The 14,208-nt window shown below is 53.2% G+C and carries 13 protein-coding genes and 1 riboswitch; of the genes, 4 read left to right on the top strand and 9 right to left on the bottom strand.

From position 1 onward, the window contains the following. Nucleotides 1–244: 244 nt before the first annotated feature. Together araC and NNO08_RS15725 are read left to right on the top strand one after the other, a co-directional pair. A complete protein-coding gene (gene araC, locus NNO08_RS15720; protein ID WP_271457056.1) occupies nucleotides 245–1,090 on the top strand; it encodes an arabinose operon transcriptional regulator AraC in 846 nt (281 codons plus the stop codon). 119 nt (nucleotides 1,091–1,209) lie between these two features. Continuing rightward, a complete protein-coding gene (locus tag NNO08_RS15725; RefSeq protein ID WP_137383741.1) occupies nucleotides 1,210–1,977 on the top strand; it encodes a DedA family protein in 768 nt (255 codons plus the stop codon). Nucleotides 1,978–2,074: 97 nt separating this feature from the next. Here NNO08_RS15725 and thiQ read toward each other — a convergent pair whose 3' ends face one another. The 4 genes from thiQ to sgrR form a co-directional block, all read right to left on the bottom strand. Beyond that, nucleotides 2,075–2,773 carry a thiamine ABC transporter ATP-binding protein ThiQ gene (thiQ, locus tag NNO08_RS15730; protein WP_271440482.1) on the bottom strand — a complete coding sequence of 233 codons (699 nt, stop codon included), beginning with the start codon at nucleotides 2,771–2,773 and terminating at the stop codon, nucleotides 2,075–2,077. Further along, on the bottom strand, nucleotides 2,757–4,367 hold the full coding sequence (thiP, locus tag NNO08_RS15735) for a thiamine/thiamine pyrophosphate ABC transporter permease ThiP (protein ID WP_271457057.1): 1,611 nt from the start codon (nucleotides 4,365–4,367) through the stop codon (nucleotides 2,757–2,759). Before thiP ends, thiQ begins: the two co-directional genes overlap by 17 nt. Further along, the gene (gene thiB / locus NNO08_RS15740) at nucleotides 4,343–5,326 is read right to left on the bottom strand and encodes a thiamine ABC transporter substrate binding subunit (RefSeq protein WP_271457058.1); all 984 of its coding nucleotides are present in this window, start codon (nucleotides 5,324–5,326) and stop codon (nucleotides 4,343–4,345) included. Before thiB ends, thiP begins: the two co-directional genes overlap by 25 nt. A 232-nt stretch (nucleotides 5,327–5,558) precedes the next feature. After that, nucleotides 5,559–5,682, bottom strand: a riboswitch (TPP riboswitch). Between the two features lie 46 nt (nucleotides 5,683–5,728). Beyond that, the gene (gene sgrR / locus NNO08_RS15745; protein WP_271457059.1) at nucleotides 5,729–7,384 is read right to left on the bottom strand and encodes an HTH-type transcriptional regulator SgrR; all 1,656 of its coding nucleotides are present in this window, start codon (nucleotides 7,382–7,384) and stop codon (nucleotides 5,729–5,731) included. 99 nt (nucleotides 7,385–7,483) lie between these two features. Here sgrR and sgrT point away from each other — a divergent pair, with 99 nt between their 5' ends. Continuing rightward, on the top strand, nucleotides 7,484–7,606 hold the full coding sequence (gene sgrT, locus NNO08_RS15750) for a glucose uptake inhibitor SgrT (RefSeq protein ID WP_137383736.1): 123 nt from the start codon (nucleotides 7,484–7,486) through the stop codon (nucleotides 7,604–7,606). A 115-nt stretch (nucleotides 7,607–7,721) separates the two neighbouring features. Then, entirely contained in the window at nucleotides 7,722–8,900 is a 1,179-nt protein-coding gene (locus tag NNO08_RS15755) for a sugar efflux transporter (RefSeq protein WP_271455486.1), read from the top strand. Between the two features lie 90 nt (nucleotides 8,901–8,990). Here the strand turns inward: NNO08_RS15755 and leuD are convergent, their stop codons facing one another. From leuD to leuL, 5 genes are all read right to left on the bottom strand, one after another. Beyond that, nucleotides 8,991–9,596, bottom strand: a complete 606-nt coding sequence (gene leuD, locus NNO08_RS15760) for a 3-isopropylmalate dehydratase small subunit (RefSeq protein WP_271440487.1) — start codon at nucleotides 9,594–9,596, stop codon at nucleotides 8,991–8,993. 10 nt (nucleotides 9,597–9,606) lie between these two features. Continuing rightward, nucleotides 9,607–11,007: a 3-isopropylmalate dehydratase large subunit gene (gene leuC, locus NNO08_RS15765; RefSeq protein ID WP_271440488.1), complete on the bottom strand. Its 1,401-nt coding sequence runs from the start codon at nucleotides 11,005–11,007 to the stop codon at nucleotides 9,607–9,609. 2 nt (nucleotides 11,008–11,009) lie between these two features. Further along, a complete protein-coding gene (gene leuB, locus NNO08_RS15770; protein WP_271457060.1) occupies nucleotides 11,010–12,101 on the bottom strand; it encodes a 3-isopropylmalate dehydrogenase in 1,092 nt (363 codons plus the stop codon). Continuing rightward, nucleotides 12,101–13,672 (bottom strand): 2-isopropylmalate synthase, encoded by a 1,572-nt coding sequence (leuA, locus tag NNO08_RS15775; protein ID WP_271440490.1) that lies wholly within the window; start codon nucleotides 13,670–13,672, stop codon nucleotides 12,101–12,103. The genes leuB and leuA overlap by 1 nt, the downstream gene beginning before the upstream one ends. Before the next feature lie 89 nt (nucleotides 13,673–13,761). Continuing rightward, nucleotides 13,762–13,848 (bottom strand): leu operon leader peptide, encoded by an 87-nt coding sequence (gene leuL, locus NNO08_RS23210; protein ID WP_075551415.1) that lies wholly within the window; start codon nucleotides 13,846–13,848, stop codon nucleotides 13,762–13,764. Nucleotides 13,849–14,208: the final 360 nt, after the last annotated feature.

Consider the following 14,208-nt stretch of genomic DNA (forward strand, 5'->3'; position numbering starts at 1 on the left):
GCTGTGGCATCAGAAAGTGTGACGCCGTGCAAATATTCAATGTGGACATTTCTGCCGTACTTATAGACACTTTTGTTAGCCGTTTTTGTCGTTGGCATCGTACAGGTTTTTAACAAAGTGCTTTTCACAAGCGGGGTTGATGGTCCATTGCTGACGTCATAGTGACTTGCAGGGACGGCGGTGATGAAGTCTCACACAATATGGACAAATTGTTTCTTATCAGAACAGAGGGAGTATTGAAATTATGGCTGAACCGCAAAACGATCCCCTGCTGCCTGGGTATTCGTTTAATGCGCATTTAGTGGCGGGTTTAACCCCCATTGAGGCGAACGGATATCTGGATTTTTTTATCGACAGGCCGTTGGGTATGAAAGGTTATATCCTGAACCTCACCATCCGAGGTGAAGGGGTCATCAATAATCAGGGTAAGCAGTTTGTCTGTCGACCTGGTGATATTTTGCTGTTCCCACCCGGCGAAATTCACCATTACGGACGCCATCCTGATGCCAGCGAGTGGTATCACCAGTGGGTCTACTTCCGACCGCGTGCCTATTGGCAGGAGTGGCTGGCCTGGCCGGCAATCTTTGCCCAGACCGGTTTTTTCCGCCCGGACGAAGCGCACCAGCCGCATTTTAACGAACTGTTTGGACAGATCATTAATGCCGGACAGGGGGAAGGGCGCTATTCCGAACTGCTGGCGATAAACCTGCTGGAGCAATTATTGCTCAGACGCATGGACGCGATTAACGAATCGCTGCATCCGCCGATGGATAACCGCGTGCGCGATGCCTGCCAGTACATCAGCGATCATCTGGCGGACAGTAATTTTGATATTGCCAGCGTTGCGCAGCATGTCTGCCTGTCACCGTCCCGGCTGTCACATCTGTTCCGTCAGCAATTGGGCATCAGCGTATTAAGCTGGCGCGAGGATCAGCGTATCAGCCAGGCCAAGTTACTGCTGAGTACCACACGTATGCCTATTGCCACGGTGGGTCGCAATGTTGGCTTTGACGACCAACTTTATTTCTCCCGCGTTTTCAAAAAATGCACCGGTGCCAGTCCGAGTGAGTTTCGCGCTGGATGTGAATAAAAAGTGAATGATGTGTCCTGAAAGTTGTCATAACTCGCAATCTATTCAGACAATTGATGGCTTGACGAAGTTGAGAAGGGTTAGCAGAATCCCTGCTTCGTAAATCTGACGGACACATTATGCAAGCATTGCTGGAACACTTTATTCTCCAGTCCGCCATGTACTCTTTGATAGCTGTGCTTCTGGTGGCTTTTTTAGAGTCTCTGGCGCTGGTTGGCCTGATTCTACCTGGCACCGTGATGATGGCGGGGTTGGGCGCCTTAATTGGCAGTGGTGAACTGAATTTCTGGCATGCCTGGCTTGCGGGCATCGTCGGTTGCTTGTTGGGGGACTGGATCTCTTTCTGGCTGGGCTGGCGCTTTAAAAAACCGTTGCACCGTTGGTCCTTCATGAAAAAGAACAAAGCGTTGCTGGACAAGACCGAACACGCGCTACATCAGCACAGCATGTTTACTATTTTGGTAGGGCGTTTTGTTGGCCCGACACGTCCACTGGTACCGATGGTGGCGGGAATGCTGGATCTGCCCGTCGCCAAATTCATCGTTCCCAATATCATCGGCTGTGTGCTGTGGCCACCGTTCTATTTCCTGCCGGGTATTCTGGCGGGCGCGGCAATCGATATTCCTTCCGATATGCAGAGCGGAGATTTCAAATGGCTGTTGCTGGCGACTGCATTGCTGCTGTGGGTGGGTGGCTGGCTGTGCTGGCGACTGTGGCGCAGTGGCAAAGCCGCTGTCGATCGTTTAACCGCATATTTGCCGCGTGGCCGCCTGCTGTATCTGGCGCCGCTGACGCTTGGGATTGGCGTCGTCGCGCTGGTGGCGTTATTGCGTCATCCACTGATGCCGGTGTATCTCGATATTTTGCGCAAAGTGGTGGGTTACTGACGATTCCTTTGCCGGATGGCGGCTTCGCCTTATCCGGCCTACATAATGTGCGACCTGTAGGCCGGATAAGGCGTTCACGCCGTCATCCGGCAACGCATTATGCTTTAATGCCCAATAGCGCCGAAGCGCTGGCGTTGCCGCTTAACAGATCGTCCGTTTTGCCTTGCCATGCAATGCGCCCATCAGCGACCACAATTGAACGTGGCGCAATGCGTGCCGCATCTTCAACGCTATGGGAGACCATCAGCATCGTCAGTTGTTTGTCACGACAGACCTCGGCAACCAGCGATAACATCTCCTGGCGCAATGCCGGATCGAGTGCAGAAAACGGCTCATCAAGCAGTAAAACGGGTTGTTCGCGAACCAGACAACGTGCCAGTGCTACACGTTGCCTTTGTCCGCCGGAAAGCTCGCCGGGGAGCCTGTCCAGCAGGTTATCAAGACCCATTTGTTGGGCGATGTGCTGTAGTTTCTCACGCTGAGACGCGTTCAGTTTTAATCCCGGATTCAGACCCAGGCCGATATTTTGCTGTACGTTCAGATGGCTGAACAGGTTGTTTTCCTGAAACAGCATGGAAACAGGACGACGAGAGGGCGGTGTGGCGGTGTGATCTTCGCCTTCAATCATCATTATGCCGCTGGCAGGCGTCAGAAATCCGGCAATCAGATTCAATAGCGTGCTTTTCCCGGCGCCGCTTGGCCCGAGCACCGCGACTTGCTCACCGCGCGCTACCGATAATGTGAAACGCATGGGTAAGTGGTGATAAAGCCATGTAATATCAATCAGTTTTAACATTTCGTCCCGGCAATTTCTCAATAACGGTAAACAGCGTAAAACACAGGATCAGCAGCAATAACGCCGTAACCGCGCCATCCTGACTGCGGTAAGATCCAATCTGTTGATACAAATAAAACGGCAGGGTGCGGAAATCTTCATTGCCGAACAGGGCGACGACGCCAAAATCACCAATCGACAGGACACAAGCAAAGGCCATCGCCTGCGCCAGCGGACGCTTCAGGGCGCGTAGTTCAACCACTTTCAGCCGTGACCATCCTTCAATACCCAAAGACTGACACAACATACTGTAGCGTGCGGTTACATCGCGCATCGGGTTTTCCAGCACCTTCAGTGCGTAAGGGATCGCCATTAGTGCATTAGTGAAAATCACGATGGCGTCAGCCGATTCCGGTAACCCAATGCTGTTATTGAGCAACAAAAAGAACCCGGTAGCCAGTACGATACCCGGCATGGCGAGCATCATCATGCCGCTCAGTTCCAGCGCCTGACCTGCCAATACCTGCTGCCGGGCGCGCAGTTCGCGGCTACTCCACAGCAGCATCATCGTCAGAATGACGCACAATATGCCTGCCGCCAGCGCGATACGCAGTGACGTCTCCAGTGCTTGCCACAGCACTGGTTGCGTAAGCACATCCAGTAAATTGCGGTTTAAGCCATCGACAATCACCGCCAGCAACGGTGGAAGCAACAGCAACAGCGCGAGAGCAATCAGAATTATGTCAGCCAGTCGGCTGTGTAGACGATCGTCGGGATCGCGCCAGCCTTGTACCAGCGTATTACCGGGTGCGATGGCGCGACTCAGCCGTTGGCTGAGCAGTACCAGCGCTAAACAGCAAACCATCTGGATCAGGGCCAGCATAGCCGCCCGCGCGGGATCGTAATCAAAGCTCAGTGCCTGATAGATAGCCAGCTCAATAGTGGTTGCCTGCGGTCCGCCGCCGAGCGACAGCACGGTGGCGAAGCTGGCGAAACACAGCATAAAGATAAGTGCTGCTACGGGGAGGATCTGACGACGCAGCCACGGCCATTCAACAAAACGGAAGAAATGCCAGCCGCGCATCCCTAACTGCGCCGCGAGCTGGCGTTGCTCGCCGGGGATGTTCTCCAGCGATTGCAGCAGCAAACGACTCGCCATCGGCAGGTTGAAAAAGACATGCGCCAGCAGAATACCCTGTAAGCCGTATGGCGAAAACGTCCACTCCAGCCCGAATGTGTGCCAGAGCGAGGCCAGCCAGCCCTGACGACCATATACGCTAAGGATGCCGAATACGGCGACCAGCACCGGCAAGATCAGCGTCATCGCGCACAGGCGCAACAGGGCCAGGCGTCCGGGAAAGCGCCGGCGATAGAGCGCTCTGGCGAGAAAAATCGCCGGGATAACGGACAACGCTGCGGACAAAAATGCCTGCCAGAAAGAAAAGCGCACTACATGCCACAGGTAGCTGTCCTGCCAGAGCGATACCCATTCTCCCTGCGGTGCGTTAAACCACAGCGCCAGAAATGCGGCCAGCGCGACAGCCACCATCAATGTGGCTGCTGAAAGCCCTGGGATCAGCCAGCCGGGAATTAACGGCTGACGGCGCGTTGCCATTCGCTAATCCATGTCTGACGCTGGGCAGCAACTTGCTGCGGGGTAAATTCCAGTGCGTTGACCGGTTTTTCCAGTTGCTCAAATCCTGGCGGCAGGGTGACCTGCGTCACCGGATACATCCAGTTGCCCGTTGGGATCGCATTCTGGAATGCTGGAGATACCATAAATTTCAGGAATTTTTCCGCCAACTCCGGTTGCTTGCTGGCTGCGGTACGTGCGGCAACTTCCACCTGCAGATAGTGACCTTCGCTAAAGTTAGCGGCGGCGTAGTTACCCTTTTTTTCTTCGATGATGTGATAGGCCGGAGAGGTGGTGTAACTCAACACCAGGTCGCTTTCACCCTTCAGGAACAGGCCGTAGGCTTCACTCCAGCCTTTGGTGACGGTGACGGTTTTGGCTGCCAGTTTCTGCCATGCCTCCGGCGCTTTATCACCATAGACTTTTTGCATCCACAGCAGCAGCCCCAGCCCCGGCGTGCTGGTACGCGGATCCTGGTAGATTACGCGCCATTTCTGGTCGCTCTCCACCAGTTCCTTCAGGCTCTTCGGCGGGTTTTTCAGCTTTTTTTTATCATAAACAAAGGCGAAATAACCGTAATCAAACGGGACAAAAGTGTCGTTTTTCCAGCCGCCTGGCACACTGACTGCATTCTCCGGCACGTTGCTTTTAGCGAACAGCCCGGTTTGCGTCGCGGCTGCCAGAAGGTTGTTGTCCAGTCCCAGTACGACGTCAGCTTTGCTGTTTTTTCCTTCCATACGCAGGCGGTTCAGCAACGATACGCCATCCTCTAACGCGACCAGTTTCAGCTCGCAGTTGCAGTCAGCTTCAAAGGCTTTTTTGATTGTCGGGCCCGGGCCCCAGTCAGCAGCGAACGAGTCGTAGGTATAGACGGTCAGTACAGGTTTAGCGAAGGCAGGCGCCGCGCACAGCAGTACAAGCGGAAGACATTTTTTAAACACTTTGCACCTCATAAAGTAAAACTCTAAATAATTCGAGTTGCAGGAAGGCGGCGACGCAGCGCATCCCCAGGAGCGTACAGGTAGTACGTGACTGGGGTGAGCGACAAACCTGCCGGGAGCAGATTTGAACGCTGCTTGCAGCGGCCCTGAAAGGGCGAGGCCCATGGATGGGCCGAGTAATAAAGCCAACGCATCTGCAACTTGAAGTATGACGAGTTAGGTGGCAAAGGACTTGAGCTACAGCCTCAAATCCCTTCGCCGGCATTATCCGGATCAGGTTCGACGGGTATCTCTCAGCCCATACGCAGATCGAATGATTTTGTGTATGTTTTTATTTAGCACCCCGTTGAGAACGGCGTTAGTGTAGTGATTTTGTTGCCGGGCAGCAATCAAGAGCCGGATCTAAGGATCCGGTGGTGCAAACCACGCTGATTTAAAATCAAACCAGCCGAGGGTGTTCATGCGTAACCCGCGCATACTGCGCTGTCCCTGAATGATCAACCAGTGGTGGATCAATGGCACAATGGCTTTAGTGGCGAGTAGCTGTTGGCACCACGCAGCCAGACTCATTTCACCGGTTCGCCAGCGGGCCGCATCGTTTTCCCAGTCACGCGAGATACAGTTTTGCAGCAGCGGGACTTCGCAGAGGTGCGCGAATAAGGAGAAGTCCAGCGGTAGGGTAAAGTTGGCGCTGTTTAGCCAGATATCGCTGACTATTTCACCTGCATGCCATTGATCGTAGTCGATCTCCTGAATATTCAGTTGCACCTGATGCTGCGCCAGCAACGTTTTCATGATCTGCGCGATAATCCGGTGTTCGATATGATCGCGATAGTAAGTGAGCGTCAGGGTTTCCAGCCCGGCTGGCTTTTCACCATGGCCGGGTTTGGCGTGGTGCCAGCGGGGGAGTAAACCATAGGCGGGGAACCACAGTCGCTGATACTGTTCGTCGGCGTGACAGATTAAATGGGTTGGCGAGAGTACGCGGCTAGCCCACTCGCGGACCTCCTGATTAGCGCCGCGGCGGGTACGCGTATCAAACAGCAGGTAGTAGCAGCCTTCTTCGAGGCGGCTCTCGATCGCCTTTTCATCCTCCGTGGGACCTTTTAGCGTCAACCCGCCGCCAGGTTCTTCACCGATGTCAGGTAACACCCAAACATTCACTTCGTCGATCAGCGCCCGGTAGCCAAAATAGTCATCAAATGCGTGAATCTTCAGTTGGTTATTGGTATTACGTATCACCGCATACGGGCCAGTCCCAATCGGGTGGCTGGAGAAGTTATTCAACGTTTCCCATTCTCGCGGCAGGATCATGGCGGGGACTTGCCCCAATAACCAGGGAAGCCAGCGGTCGGGCTGGGACAGATGGATATCCAGCGTCCAGGCCGTGGGGGAGACGATATGCGAAATATGCGAGTACAGCGGCAACGTATTAATGCGGGTCAGTGAGGCGATCACATCGTCCATTTCCAGTTCACGGCCGTGGTGAAAATGGATCCCCGGGCGTAGAAAGAATCGCCAGTGTAAAGGTGATATCTGCTGCCAGTGATGGGCAATATCCGCTTCCAGTTCCCCATTTTCCTCATTTACACGGGTTAAGGCGCTGAAGATTTGCCGGGCGATATGGGTTTCGGAACGACGTAATGCCGTACCGGGCAGCAGGTTGCGCATCGGTCGATAATACAGGACGCGCATGATGTGCCGCCCCTGGCGAAAGCTGCGGCCGAGGTGGGAAACCAGCATCTGTCGTACGGCGGTTTTGTCACCGACCAGCTGTACCAACTGATCGATGCGATCCTGTTCCAGCAGGTCTTCTGCCCGCTGCTGCTGGAGCGCCAGCCCGGTATAGAGGAATGTCAGGCGAGAGCGTTTACCCCGACCGACCTCCGCTTCCCAGGTTAACCAGCCACGTTCCTGCATGGTATTAAGCAGGGTTCGCATATGGCGGCGCGAGCAGCTAAGCAGCTCCGCCAGTTCGTTCAGTGTCGTGTCTTGCGTTTTGCCATCACAGCATTGCCACAGACGGATGAACTGTTGTTGCAAACGACCTGAAGACATAAAAGGGGAACTCCTGCAAAAAACTCAGCAATTTTATTATCCCTATATTAGGCCAATAATAGATTTCGATGAAGCGATGAGACAACGAAGGGGTCATCTATGCGTCAGTTCTATATGAAGTACTTTACCGCGACAGAGAAATCGTCCTGGTTGGCTTGCCTGAGCGCACCGCAGCGCTTAAAGATGCTCGAAGATCTGATGCAGTGGGAGGTGACAGCCTGACTCCTGAATTGGGAATTGCAGACATCATGTGTGACTGAGTATTGGTGTTAATCGCCGCGCCAGCAGGTATTATCTGCTGGCTTTTTTCGTATCAGCCCAGCCAATAGGGATAACAATGCTCTGGATTATGACCATGGGACGGCGCCTCAACGGCGTTTACGCGGCATTTATGCTGGTCGCTTTTATGATGGGCGTGGCGGGGGCATTGCAGGCACCCACGCTGAGTCTGTTCCTGAGCCGTGAAGTCGGGGCGCAGCCATTCTGGGTTGGGTTGTTTTATACCGTCAATGCGATTGCCGGGATTGTGGTTAGTCTCGGGCTTGCAAAACGCTCCGACAGCCAGGGCGATCGGCGCAAGCTGATCATGTTTTGCTGCCTGATGGCAATTGGCAACGCGCTGCTGTTTGCCTTTAATCGTCACTATCTCACGTTGATCACCTGCGGTGTGTTGCTGGCCTCGCTGGCCAATACCGCGATGCCGCAGTTGTTTGCGCTGGCGCGGGAGTATGCGGATAATTCCGCACGTGAAGTGGTGATGTTTAGTTCAGTGATGCGTGCGCAGCTTTCGCTGGCGTGGGTTATCGGGCCACCGCTGGCCTTCATGCTGGCACTGAATTACGGTTTCACGGTGATGTTCTCTATTGCGGCTGGCATTTTTGCGATAAGCCTGGTGCTGATTGCGCTGATCCTGCCCTCTGTCGCCCGGGTGGAACAACCTGTTGATCTACCGCTTGAACAAACGGGGGGCTGGCAGGATAAAAATGTGCGCATGCTGTTTATTGCCTCCACGTTAATGTGGACCTGCAACACGATGTACATCATCGATATGCCGCTGTGGATAAGCCTTGAACTGGGCTTACCCGACAAGCTTGCCGGGATTCTGATGGGGACGGCTGCCGGGCTGGAAATTCCGGCGATGATTCTGGCGGGCTATTATGTGAAGCGCTTTGGTAAACGACGAATGATGATTACTGCCGTGGCGGCCGGCGTGCTGTTTTACCTTGGTCTTATTTTCTTTCACAGCCATACGGCGCTGCTTATTTTGCAGCTGTTTAACGCTGTATTCATCGGTATTGTCGCTGGGATAGGGATGCTGTGGTTTCAGGATCTGATGCCGGGACGCGCGGGTTCTGCAACCACATTATTCACCAACAGCATTTCCACAGGTGTCATTTTGGCAGGGGTGATTCAGGGGGCTGTCGCGCAAAGCTACGGACATTTTGCCGTTTACTGGGTAATCGCGGCGATTTCTGTGGTTACGCTGGTGATGACCGGACGGGTGAAAGACGTTTAATGATGTTGCCGGATGCGCTGCGCTTATCCGGCCTACAGTTGCAATGCGTTTGTAGGCCGGATAAACGCAGTGCATCCGGCGTCACAATGACTAGCGCATAAACGCTGGTTGCTTGTGTTCGTACTCGGTAATCGCCGCTTCGTGTTGCAGCGTCAGTCCGATGCTGTCGAGACCGTTCAGCATGCAGTGGCGACGGAAAGCGTCAATGTCAAATGGATACGCTTTGTCTCCGGCTTTCACCTCCTGCGCTTCCAGATCAACCTCAAAACGGATGCCCGGATTTGCCTGTACCAGTTTGAACAGCTCATCGACTTCTTCATCGCTTAATTTCACCGGCAGCAGCTGGTTGTTGAAGCTGTTGCCGTAGAAGATGTCGGCGAAGCTCGGCGCAATGACCACTTTGAAACCATAATCGGTCAACGCCCAGGGCGCATGCTCACGTGAAGAGCCGCAGCCAAAGTTTTCCCGCGCCAGCAGAATTGACGCACCTTTATATTCCGGGAAGTTCAACACGAACTCCGGATTAGGCTGTTGCCCCTTTTCGTCCAGGAAACGCCAGTCGTTAAACAGATGAGCGCCAAACCCGGTGCGTGTTACTTTCTGCAAAAACTGTTTGGGAATAATGGCATCGGTATCGACGTTGGCGGCATCCAATGGGACAACCAGGCCGGTATGCTGGGTAAATTTCTCTGCCATGGTAGTTTCCTTATTTGATGCTGCGAATGTCGGCAAAATGACCGGTGACGGCGGCAGCGGCGGCCATGGCCGGGCTGACTAAGTGTGTGCGTCCACCGCGGCCCTGACGGCCCTCAAAATTACGGTTGCTGGTAGAAGCACAGCGCTCGCCCGGATTCAGACGATCGTTGTTCATGGCCAGACACATGGAACAACCGGGTAAACGCCATTCAAAACCGGCTTCAATGAAAATCTTATCCAGACCTTCTGCTTCCGCTTGCGCTTTTACCGGACCTGAACCTGGAACAACCAGCGCCTGAACGCCCGGGGCGACTTTACGGCCTTTGGCAATTTCTGCCGCGGCGCGTAAATCTTCAATACGTGAGTTGGTGCAGGAGCCGATGAACACTTTATCGATAGCGACTTCGGTTAACGGAATACCTGGCTTCAGCCCCATATAAGCCAGTGCTTTTTCTGCTGAAGCGCGTTCCACGGGATCGGTAAATGATGCCGGGTCGGGGATATTATCGTTCACTGAAATGACCTGACCTGGGTTCGTTCCCCATGTCACCTGCGGCGCGATCTCTTCTGCCTGCAAGGTGACGACGGTATCAAACGTTGCGCCATCGTCGGTTTTCAGCGTTTTCCAGTACTCAACCGCATTGGCAAAGTCGTCACCTTTCGGGGCGTGCAAACGGCCCTGCACATAGTTGAACGTGGTTTCATCCGGTGCGACCAGGCCCGCTTTGGCACCCATTTCAATGGCCATGTTGCACAGTGTCATACGGCCTTCCATGCTCAGTGCGCGAATGGCTTCGCCGCAAAACTCAACGACATGTCCGGTGCCGCCTGCGCTACCGGTTTTACCGATAATGGCCAGTACGATATCTTTGGCTGTGATGCCGGGAGCGGCTTTACCATTAACTTCGATCTTCATGGTTTTCGCGCGACCCTGTTTCAGGGTCTGAGTGGCCAGGACGTGCTCAACCTCGGAGGTCCCGATTCCAAACGCCAGCGCGCCGAACGCACCGTGGGTGGCGGTATGCGAGTCACCGCAGACGATGGTCATGCCCGGTAAGGTTACGCCTTGTTCTGGCCCCATCACGTGGACGATGCCTTGATATGGGTGGTTCAGATCGTACAGTTCCACGCCAAATTCATTGCAGTTTTTGATCAGCTCCTGCATCTGAATACGCGCCATTTCGCCCGAGGCGTTAATGTCTTTCGTTTGCGTCGAAACGTTGTGGTCCATAGTGGCAAAGGTTTTACCCGGCTGGCGAACCTGGCGGCCATGCGCACGCAAACCATCAAATGCCTGCGGAGAGGTCACCTCATGCACCAGATGTCTGTCGATATATAACAGTGGGGTTTCGTTTTGCGCCTCAAAGACAACGTGCGCATTAAACAATTTTTCGTATAACGTCTTAGCCATGATTACACCCCTTCAGCGACGTAGCGAGCGATGATGTCGCCCATTTCATCGGTACTGACTGCGGCAGCGCCACGGGCTAAGTCACCGGTGCGAATACCTTCTTCTAATGCGCGGTTGATGGCGCTCTCAATTGCGGTTGCCGCATCATTGGCATCCAGGCTGTAACGCAACAGCAGGGCCAGTGACAGAATTTGGGCGATCGGGTTTGCAATATTCTTCCCTGCGATATCGGGTGCAGAACCGCCAGCCGGCTCGTACAGGCCAAAGCCCTGCTCATTCAGGCTGGCAGACGGTAACATGCCCATTGAGCCCGTGATCATGGCGCACTCATCAGACAGAATGTCACCAAACAGGTTTGAACACAGCAGTACGTCGAACTGGGACGGGTCTTTGATTAATTGCATTGTCGCGTTGTCGATATACATATGCGCCAGTTCAACATCCGGGTATTCGTTGGCGATTTCATTGACGATTTCACGCCACAAGATGGATGTTTGCAGCACGTTGGCTTTATCAATCGACGTGACTTTACGACGACGCCGGCGCGCTGACTCAAACGCGATACGGGCAATACGCTCGATCTCGAAACGGTGATAAACCTCAGTATCAAAGGCTTTTTCATGTTGCCCGCTGCCTTCGCGGCCTTTGGGTTGACCGAAATAGATCCCACCCGTCAGTTCACGTACGCACAGGATGTCGAAACCGTTAGCTGCAATGTCGGCGCGCAGCGGGCAAAAGGCTTCCAGCCCCTGGTACAACTTCGCCGGACGCAGGTTACTGAATAATTTGAAGTGCTTACGCAACGGCAGCAGCGCACCACGCTCGGGTTGCTGGTTAGGCGGCAGATGTTCCCATTTCGGGCCGCCAACGGAGCCAAACAGAATGGCGTCGGCTTGCTCACAGCCTTCAATCGTCGCTGGCGGCAGCGGCTGACCGTGGTTATCGATAGCGGCACCGCCCACGTCATAGTGGCTGGTGGTAATGCGCATGCCAAAACGGTGGCGAATTGCGTCCAATACTTTCAATGCTTGCGCCATCACTTCCGGGCCAATACCGTCACCCGGCAAAACAGCAATATGATAATTCTTCGACATCACACGGTTTCCTTGTTGTTCTCGTTGTTCTGAGCTTTGCGTTGCAATTCTTTTTCGACTTCTTCAGCACGCCAGATGTTGTTCAGCACATGTACCATCGCTTTGGCGGAAGACTCGACGATATCTGTTGCCAGACCAACGCCGTGGAAGCGGCGACCATTATAGTTGGCGACGATATCCACTTGACCCAGCGCATCTTTACCGTGGCCTTTAGCGGTCAGGCTATATTTGACCAGTTCGACGTTGTATTCCGTCACGCGGTTAATGGCCTGATAAATAGCATCGACCGGGCCGTTACCGTTAGCCGCTTCGGCTTTGACTTCTTCGCCACAGGCCAACTTGACGGAGGCGGTAGCAATGTCATTAGAACCAGACTGCACACTGAAATAGTCCAGACGGAAGTGTTCTGGTTCTTCCTGCTGTTTGTTAATAAAGGCCAGCGCTTCCAGGTCGTAGTCGAACACTTGACCTTTTTTATCTGCCAGCTTCAGGAACGCGTCATACAGATTGTCCAGGCTGTATTCGCTTTCTTTATAGCCCATCTCATCCATACGATGTTTCACCGCAGCGCGTCCTGAACGGGAGGTCAGGTTCAACTGTACCTGGTTCAGGCCGATGGATTCAGGCGTCATGATTTCGTAGTTTTCACGGTTTTTCAGCACGCCGTCCTGATGGATACCGGAGGAGTGAGCAAACGCACCACTACCCACAATCGCTTTGTTGGCCGGAATCGGCATGTTGCAGATTTGGCTGACTAACTGGCTGGTACGCCAGATTTCCTGGTGATTAATACGGGTTTGCACGTTCAGGATATCTTTGCGCACTTTGATCGCCATGATCACTTCTTCCAGTGAACAGTTGCCTGCACGTTCGCCGATACCGTTCATCGCGCCTTCCACCTGACGGGCGCCCGCATGAACAGCCGCCAGTGCGTTACCGACGCCCAGGCCTAAGTCATCATGGGTGTGTACGGAGATGATGGCTTTATCGATATTCGGTACGCGTTCATACAGACCAGAAATGATTGCGCCAAATTCGAAAGGCATGGTGTAACCGACGGTATCGGGAATGTTGATGGTTCTGGCACCGGCATTAATGGCCGCTTCTACCACACGAGCCAGATCGGCGATTGGGGTACGACCTGCGTCTTCGCATGAGAACTCCACGTCATCGGTATAATTACGCGCTCGCTTAACCATGTAGACCGCACGTTCAATCACCTCATCCAACGTACTGCGCAATTTTGTCGCGATGTGCATCGGTGACGTGGCAATGAATGTGTGAATGCGGAAAGCTTCAGCCACTTTCAGAGATTCAGCAGCCACATCGATATCTTTTTCCACACAGCGAGCTAACGCACAAACACGGCTGTTTTTGACCTGACGGGCAATGGTCTGTACTGATTCAAAGTCACCCGGTGAAGAAACAGGAAAACCCACTTCCATCACGTCAACGCCCATACGCTCGAGGGCCAGAGCTATCTGCAGTTTTTCTTTCACACTCAGGCTTGCCTGTAACGCCTGTTCACCATCGCGTAAGGTGGTATCGAAAATAATGACTTGCTGGCTCATGGTTTAGGTCCTTGGTGTTTAGGGCGCCTTGCTTCGAGCATAAAAAAACCCGCGCAATGGCGCGGGTTTTTGTCTTAACTGGAGCTGACTTAATGCTGAATGTCGTCCACCAGTCTACCGCGCAATGAGAATGCGTTTAGTAGTAGTAGACCGTTAAAACGAGCAATGTAAGTCATCAATTAAGCTCCAGGCGAATGCGATATGCTTTTAGTGGTACTGGATATGAAGATTGATGTCAACCCCATCCCCCACAAATGCCCCCAGTCGGCGGAAAAAATCTCCTGAACTTTGAGCGAATTGTGCTGAATTTTTATGGTTGTATAAAATAAATCAGCGTGTGGATTACATACTTTTCACGATTTGACATATTTGAGCATATTTGTTTTCAGCTATTGTAACGGCATATTGAAGGGATAACTTGTGTATGGATTTTTTATCTTTATGATTTATCGGGTTTTTATACTAACTTTGAATAGGTTTGAGGTGCCGTGGGAAAAATGATTGATAAATAAATGTTAAGCATCACGGTGTTAATG

The organism is Citrobacter sp. Igbk 17 (genome assembly GCF_028069775.1).
Taxonomy (GTDB): domain Bacteria; phylum Pseudomonadota; class Gammaproteobacteria; order Enterobacterales; family Enterobacteriaceae; genus Citrobacter.

Bases quoted from the DNA above. Each gene is read 5' to 3' on its own strand.
- araC (WP_271457056.1), top strand. From the start codon at position 245: ATGGCTGAACCGCAAAACGATCCCCTGCTGCCTGGGTATTCGTTTAAT.
- NNO08_RS15725 (WP_137383741.1), top strand. From the start codon at position 1,210: ATGCAAGCATTGCTGGAACACTTTATTCTCCAGTCCGCCATGTACTCT.
- thiQ (WP_271440482.1), bottom strand. From the start codon at position 2,773: ATGTTAAAACTGATTGATATTACATGGCTTTATCACCACTTACCCATG.
- thiP (WP_271457057.1), bottom strand. From the start codon at position 4,367: ATGGCAACGCGCCGTCAGCCGTTAATTCCCGGCTGGCTGATCCCAGGG.
- sgrR (WP_271457059.1), bottom strand. From the start codon at position 7,384: ATGTCTTCAGGTCGTTTGCAACAACAGTTCATCCGTCTGTGGCAATGC.
- sgrT (WP_137383736.1), top strand. From the start codon at position 7,484: ATGCGTCAGTTCTATATGAAGTACTTTACCGCGACAGAGAAATCGTCC.
- NNO08_RS15755 (WP_271455486.1), top strand. From the start codon at position 7,722: ATGCTCTGGATTATGACCATGGGACGGCGCCTCAACGGCGTTTACGCG.
- leuD (WP_271440487.1), bottom strand. From the start codon at position 9,596: ATGGCAGAGAAATTTACCCAGCATACCGGCCTGGTTGTCCCATTGGAT.
- leuC (WP_271440488.1), bottom strand. From the start codon at position 11,007: ATGGCTAAGACGTTATACGAAAAATTGTTTAATGCGCACGTTGTCTTT.
- leuB (WP_271457060.1), bottom strand. From the start codon at position 12,101: ATGTCGAAGAATTATCATATTGCTGTTTTGCCGGGTGACGGTATTGGC.
- leuA (WP_271440490.1), bottom strand. From the start codon at position 13,672: ATGAGCCAGCAAGTCATTATTTTCGATACCACCTTACGCGATGGTGAA.
- leuL (WP_075551415.1), bottom strand. From the start codon at position 13,848: ATGACTTACATTGCTCGTTTTAACGGTCTACTACTACTAAACGCATTC.